Origin of the sequence: Pseudomonas sp. IPO3749 (assembly GCF_013386605.1) — a bacterium.
Taxonomy (GTDB): Bacteria; Pseudomonadota; Gammaproteobacteria; order Pseudomonadales; family Pseudomonadaceae; genus Aquipseudomonas; species Aquipseudomonas azotoformans_A.
On the sequence record NZ_JACARN010000022.1, the window covers coordinates 99795 to 106385 of the forward strand.

Below are 6591 nucleotides of genomic sequence, written 5' to 3' on the forward strand. Positions count from 1 at the left end.
ATCAGGGTTTCTCCTGATCCCTCGGCCAACTCAGGCTGAAGCACGCCCCACCCAGGTTATTGCTCTTGCCAATCAACGCCCGCCCGCCGTGCCAATAGATGATCCGCCGTACGATCGACAACCCCAGCCCGTGCCCGCCAGACGCACGAGTGCGGCTGTCGTCCAGGCGCAGGAATGGCGTGAAGATGCGCTCCCAGGCACTCTCAGGCACACCGGGGCCATCATCCTCCACGTCGATGCGGCAACGCACCTGGCCCACCTGATAACTGATCAACACCTGGCCCTGGGCATGACGCATGGCATTGCTCACCAGATTCTGCAGCGCACGGTGCAGGTAACGTGGCTCGGCATCCACCCACGCATCCTCCCAATGCGCCGAAGACAGGCAAATGCCCCTGCTCACTTTGACCTGCGGACGCAGTGGCGATAATTCGCCTATCACCTGATCAAGCAGCGCATCGAGGTCGACCCGCTGGAAATTCAGCTCCGGCGAGCCTTGTTCCAGCCGCGCATACGTGAGCATTTCATCGACCAGGCCATCAAGGTCCTGGATATCGCTGTCCATGCCTTCCAAGTATTTACGCCGCGCCTCGGCCGTGGTGGCATCACCGACCATCTCCAGGCCGAACCGCAAGCGCGCCACCGGTGTGCGCAGTTCGTGGGACACCGCGCGTACCAGTTCACGCTGGATCGCCAGCAACTGCTGCAAGTGCTCGGCCATGCCATTGAACGCCGCGGCCAGGCGCCCCACCGAGTCAGCGCCACGGGCCGGTACGCGAACTTCCAGGTTGCCCTTGGCGATCCGGGTGGCGGCGGCTTCCAGGCCGCGCAGCCGCCGTTCAAGCTGACGTACCAATAGATAGACGATCAAACCGATCAGCGTCAGGCCGATCAACGCGATCAGGATCAGCCATTGCGGCGGGTAAGGGTTCATCTGATACAAAGGCCCCAGTTCCAGCACCCATGGCGTGCCGACCATGCCAGCGAACACGCGGATCGAATCGCCGCCCTTGCCCAGGGCCATCACGGTGTCGCCTTCCGAGACGCGGCGGCGCTGGTCTTCGTCCATGTCGGCCTGGTCGAGCGTCATCAGGTGCATGTCGAAGCCAAACCCTTTGGCGTCTTTTATATCCGCCAGGCGTTGCGGCTGTTCAGCCACCGGGAAGCGCACCAGTTCGTCGGCGAGCAGGTAGATAGTTGCGCGCGCCAGCTGTTCGCTGATCTGCTGCACTTCGCCCGTGAGTACCAGTTGCGACTGATCACTGACCAGGCGCAGCACCCGCGCGGCGTGAGGCCCGGTCTGCTCCACCAGCACCTGGCCGCGTTGCAGGCGATTGCGCTGGCTCAAGTCCAGTTGCGCATCGGCCAGGGGGCGCAGTTCCAGGGGAATGCCGAGCAAGCGCTCCCACACGGCCAAGGCGCGCTGGCGTTCGATGGGGCTCATGGGTTGCAGGTTGTCGCCCATCAAGGCGAAGGTGCCGTGGGCCAGGCGCTCGCGGTATTGGCCGCTGCGCACTTCATTGAGCAGGTGCAGGGCCAGCACGCCGAGCAGCGCCACCAGGATCAGCGCCGCGCACATGCCGCCGTAGATGCGCAGGAAGATCGAGTTCACAGCGGCATGTCGGCAGCAGCTTCAGGGACGAACAGGTAGCCCTTGCTGCGAATGGTCTTGATCAGGCGCGGATGGATCGGGTCGTCACCTATCTTGGGGCGGATGCGCGAGATACGCACGTCGATGGAGCGGTCCTGGCCGTCGTAACCGATACCGCGCAGGGCGATGAAGATTTCTTCGCGGGACAAAATGCGCCCGGCATTGGCCACCAGCAGCCACAGTAGGTCGAACTCGGCACTTGTCAGCTCGATACCGGCATTATTCAGCCAGGCTTCGCGCAGGGCATTGTCCACCACCAAGGGGCCGAATTGCAGGCGACGCTGGTTCTCCACGGCCGCCGGTTCCGCCGGTTCGCTGCGCCGTAGCAGGGCCTGGATGCGCGCCAGCAACAGGCGCGGGCGCACGGGTTTGCACACGTAATCGTCGGCGCCCATGTCCAGGCCCAGTACCTGGTCCATGTCATCGGTGCGCGCGGTGAGCATCAGGATCACGCCGTCATAGCGCTCGCGCACCTTGCGGCAGATGCTCAAGCCGTCTTCGCCGGGCAACATCAGGTCGAGGATCACCAGGTCAGGCTGTTCGTCGATGATGCGCGCCGCGGCCAGGGCGCCATCGCCTTCCACGGACACTCGCAGGCCGTTGCTCTCCAGATACTCACGGGTCAATTCGGCCAATCGCTGGTCGTCTTCGACTATCAATACCTGCCAGGCTTCTTGCTCCACGGGTGACCTCAATGTCTGTCATAAAAGGCGGGCATGATCTGGGTAACTGCACAGCCCGATGCGGCCGATTGTAGCCATGGGCCAGCCCTCAAACACAAGCCGGGAAATCCATTCGGTGATCGCGTTTTTTTGTGATAGGGTTCGCGCCCTTCGAAAATGGGCAGGTTGTTTTAAGCCCGAAACATTTAATGACAAACGGCGTAATCCAGCAGCAGTGCGGCCTACACACCCATTCAACCTTTCTTACACATTTTACCCACAGCGTTATCCACAGGTTACTGCGTTGCTAACCCCTCGAAAACGCATTATCTTGTACCTCGGCACTGTAGAAGACCCTACATGTGGGGTTTTCGAAGAAAGCACCCAACCACACAAGTGGCAAGAAATTCAAGCGTTTTATTGCTAGCGCAGCATGGAACCAACCGATTTTCAGTAGACCAAACCGCTCACGCGGATGGCAGCTGTTTCCCATCCCCGATATGGAAAACGGTACGGGTGTTGCAGGAAGAGCCTGGCACTCGCAATCAAATATAGAACGTGGAGACAACCCCCCATGCAAACCGACACAACTCGCGAGAACCCGCAAGGCTCCGTGCCGCAGGCCGCCGATTCGAACCTGGATCTGTCCGCCACTGCACCCGGCCAATTGCGTGTGATCAAGCGTAACGGCACTGTCGTTCCTTACACCGATGACAAAATCACCGTCGCCATCACCAAAGCGTTTCTTGCAGTTGAAGGCGGCACCGCTGCCGCCTCGTCGCGCATCCACGACACCGTTGCCCGCCTGACCGAACAAGTCACCGCGACCTTCAAGCGTCGCATGCCTTCGGGCGGCACCATCCACATCGAAGAAATCCAGGACCAGGTCGAACTGGCCCTGATGCGTGCCGGCGAACAGAAAGTTGCCCGCGACTACGTGATCTACCGTGACGCACGTTCCAAGGAACGCGCTGTACGCACCCCAGCTGAAGAAGCTGCGGTACAAGCTCACCCATCGATCCGCATCACCCTGGCCGACGGCACGTTTGCCCCGTTGGACCTGGGTCGCCTGAACACCATCGTCACCGAGGCCTGTGAAGGCCTGGAAGAAGTCGACGGTGACCTGATCCAGCGCGAAACCCTGAAGAACCTGTACGACGGCGTGGCCCTGACCGACGTCAACACCGCCCTGGTGATGACCGCCCGTACCCTGGTTGAACGCGAGCCGAACTACTCGTTCGTGACCGCGCGCCTGCTGATGGACACCCTGCGTGCCGAAGGCCTGGGCTTCCTGAAAGTCGCCGACAGCGCCACCCACCACGAAATGGCCGACCTGTACGCCAAGGCGCTGCCTGCCTACATCGCCAAGGGTATCGAATTCGAATTGCTGAACCCGATCCTGGCCACCTTCGACCTGGAAAAACTCGGCAAGGCGATCAACCACGAGCGTGACCAGCAGTTCACCTACCTGGGCCTGCAAACCCTGTACGACCGTTACTTCATCCACAAGGACGGTATCCGCTTCGAACTGCCGCAAGTGTTCTTCATGCGCGTGGCCATGGGCCTGGCAATCGAAGAGAAGCAGAAAGAAGACCGTGCCATCGAGTTCTACAACCTGTTGTCGTCCTTCGACTACATGTCGTCGACCCCGACCCTGTTCAACGCCGGTACCCTGCGTCCACAGCTGTCCAGCTGCTACCTGACCACCGTGCCGGATGACCTGTCGGGCATCTACCACGCGATCCACGACAACGCCATGTTGTCCAAATTCGCTGGCGGCCTGGGCAACGACTGGACCCCGGTGCGTGCACTGGGTTCGTACATCAAGGGCACCAACGGCAAGTCCCAGGGCGTTGTACCGTTCCTGAAAGTGGTGAACGACACCGCCGTCGCCGTGAACCAGGGTGGCAAGCGCAAAGGCGCTGTCTGTGCCTACCTGGAAACCTGGCACATGGACATCGAAGAGTTCATCGAGCTGCGCAAGAACACCGGTGATGACCGTCGTCGTACCCACGACATGAACACCGCCAACTGGATCCCTGACCTGTTCATGAAGCGTGTCTTCGACGACGGCCAGTGGACCCTGTTCTCGCCTTCCGAAGTGCCGGACCTGCACGACCTGACCGGCAAGGCTTTCGAAGAGCGCTACGAGTACTACGAAGCCCTGGCTCAGTACCCTGGCAAGATCAAGCTGTTCAAGACCATCCAGGCCAAAGACCTGTGGCGCAAAATGCTGTCCATGCTGTTTGAAACCGGCCACCCATGGCTGACCTTCAAAGACCCGTGCAACCTGCGCAGCCCGCAGCAGCACGTGGGCGTGGTCCACAGCTCGAACCTGTGCACCGAGATCACCTTGAACACCAACAAGGACGAGATCGCCGTTTGCAACCTGGGCTCGATCAACCTGCCGAACCACATCGTCAACGGCAAGCTGGACACCGCCAAGCTGGAACGTACCGTCAACACCGCCGTGCGCATGCTCGATAACGTGATCGACATCAACTACTACTCGGTGCCACAGGCGCAGAACTCCAACTTCAAGCACCGTCCGGTCGGCTTGGGCATCATGGGCTTCCAGGACGCGCTGTACCTGCAGCACATTCCTTACGGTTCGGACGCTGCGGTCGAGTTCGCCGACAAGTCCATGGAAGCAGTCAGCTACTACGCGATCCAGGCTTCCTGCGACCTGGCCGACGAGCGCGGCGCCTACGAGACGTTCCAGGGTTCGCTGTGGTCCAAAGGCATCCTGCCGCTGGATTCGCAACAGATCCTGATCGAGCAACGTGGCCAGAAGTACATCGACGTTGACCTGGAAGAATCCCTGGACTGGGCGCCAGTACGTGCCCGTGTGCAGAAAGGCATTCGTAACTCCAACATCATGGCCATCGCGCCGACCGCGACCATCGCCAACATCACTGGCGTATCGCAGTCGATCGAACCGACTTACCAGAACCTGTATGTGAAATCGAACCTGTCGGGCGAATTCACCGTGATCAACCCGTACCTGGTTCGCGACCTGAAAGCCCGCGGCCTGTGGGACTCGGTCATGATCAACGACCTGAAGTACTACGACGGTTCGGTGCAGCAGATCGAGCGCATCCCGCAAGAACTCAAAGAGCTCTACGCGACCGCATTCGAAGTGGACACCAAGTGGATCGTTGACGCCGCCAGCCGTCGTCAGAAGTGGATCGACCAGGCTCAGTCGCTGAACCTCTACATCGCTGGCGCTTCGGGCAAGAAGCTGGACGTGACCTACCGCATGGCGTGGTACCGTGGCCTGAAAACCACTTACTACCTCCGTGCCCTGGCCGCGACCAGCACCGAGAAGTCGACTATCAACACCGGTAAGCTGAACGCGGTTTCCAGCGGCGGTAACCACGGTGATGATTCGGTGCTTGCAGCGCCAGCCGGCCCGGCCCCCGTGCCAAAGGCCTGCGCGATTGACGAGCCGGATTGCGAAGCTTGCCAGTAAGCTGAGTCGGTTCCGGATCGCAACAATCCGGAACTGAAAAAACGCCGACAAACCTGAGCATGATTGGGTTTGTCGGCTTTTTTATGGCCGCTTAGAAAAGCACCGTGTAAATACCTGGGCCTGGAGCACCGCCTCGCCCTCCCCATAGCTCCTTACGATTGCCAATCACCGCCATGGAATGTGCATTCGTTTCATAAGTCCCCACCATCCCCCGCGCAAAATCACTTTGAAAGCCCGGCCTGTAGTGATCTTTCAGCCCAAGCCTATGCAAGCCCTCGCGGGAATGCTCGCCATCATTCAAGCTGATCAGCGCATCCTTGAAGCTTCTCGTGGCATTTCTGTCGTTTTCGCCAGGAGAGCCACTATTCCCTTCCATCTGCGCTCGCTTGGCACTCGCCGCATACATAAAGTTTGCGTTGGTCATTAATGCAGGGTCATCACCCTTGAAGCGCGCCTCTCGCGCAGCCATGCGCAGCTCATCCTTGGTCAGCTTGAGTTTGAATCCATCACGCATCTCCACCTCATAGGTATTGCCCTTCAACTCGACATTCTTGAAAACATCTTTGGGGTCCTGGCCGAAATGCTGCATGGCAGCCTTGATAGAAGACACCGTCGTGCAATTACCTTCGTAGCCTTGAGAGAAACCACTCCAAATGTTATCCGGCTTTTTCCCACGCACACTTTTATCAGGCTGGTAATCATGGTGTTTCGCCCCCTCAGTGATGGGCTTGTTGCTCATGGATTCGGAAGGGCCAAAATTCTCCGGGTTCACACGGCCGCCACCGCCACCTCCGCCACCTCCTCCA

At 59.7% G+C, this 6591-nt stretch carries 3 protein-coding genes and 1 pseudogene; 1 reads left to right on the plus strand and 3 read right to left on the minus strand.

Annotated elements, in window-relative coordinates:
- Window position 1: 1 nt before the first annotated feature.
- Together HX812_RS11700 and HX812_RS11705 are read right to left on the minus strand one after the other, a co-directional pair.
- Window positions 2-1612: an ATP-binding protein gene (locus HX812_RS11700; RefSeq protein ID WP_038846357.1), complete on the minus strand. Its 1611-nt coding sequence runs from the start codon at window positions 1610-1612 to the stop codon at window positions 2-4.
- Window positions 1609-2334: a response regulator gene (locus tag HX812_RS11705; protein ID WP_038846358.1), complete on the minus strand. Its 726-nt coding sequence runs from the start codon at window positions 2332-2334 to the stop codon at window positions 1609-1611. The genes HX812_RS11700 and HX812_RS11705 overlap by 4 nt, the downstream gene beginning before the upstream one ends.
- A 553-nt stretch (window positions 2335-2887) precedes the next feature.
- Between HX812_RS11705 and HX812_RS11710 the strand changes: the two genes are divergently transcribed.
- Window positions 2888-5785, plus strand: a complete 2898-nt coding sequence (locus HX812_RS11710; RefSeq protein WP_033901283.1) for a ribonucleoside-diphosphate reductase subunit alpha — start codon at window positions 2888-2890, stop codon at window positions 5783-5785.
- A 91-nt stretch (window positions 5786-5876) separates the two neighbouring features.
- Here HX812_RS11710 and HX812_RS11715 read toward each other — a convergent pair.
- Window positions 5877-6591, minus strand: a pseudogene (locus HX812_RS11715) (hypothetical protein); the annotation flags it as partial.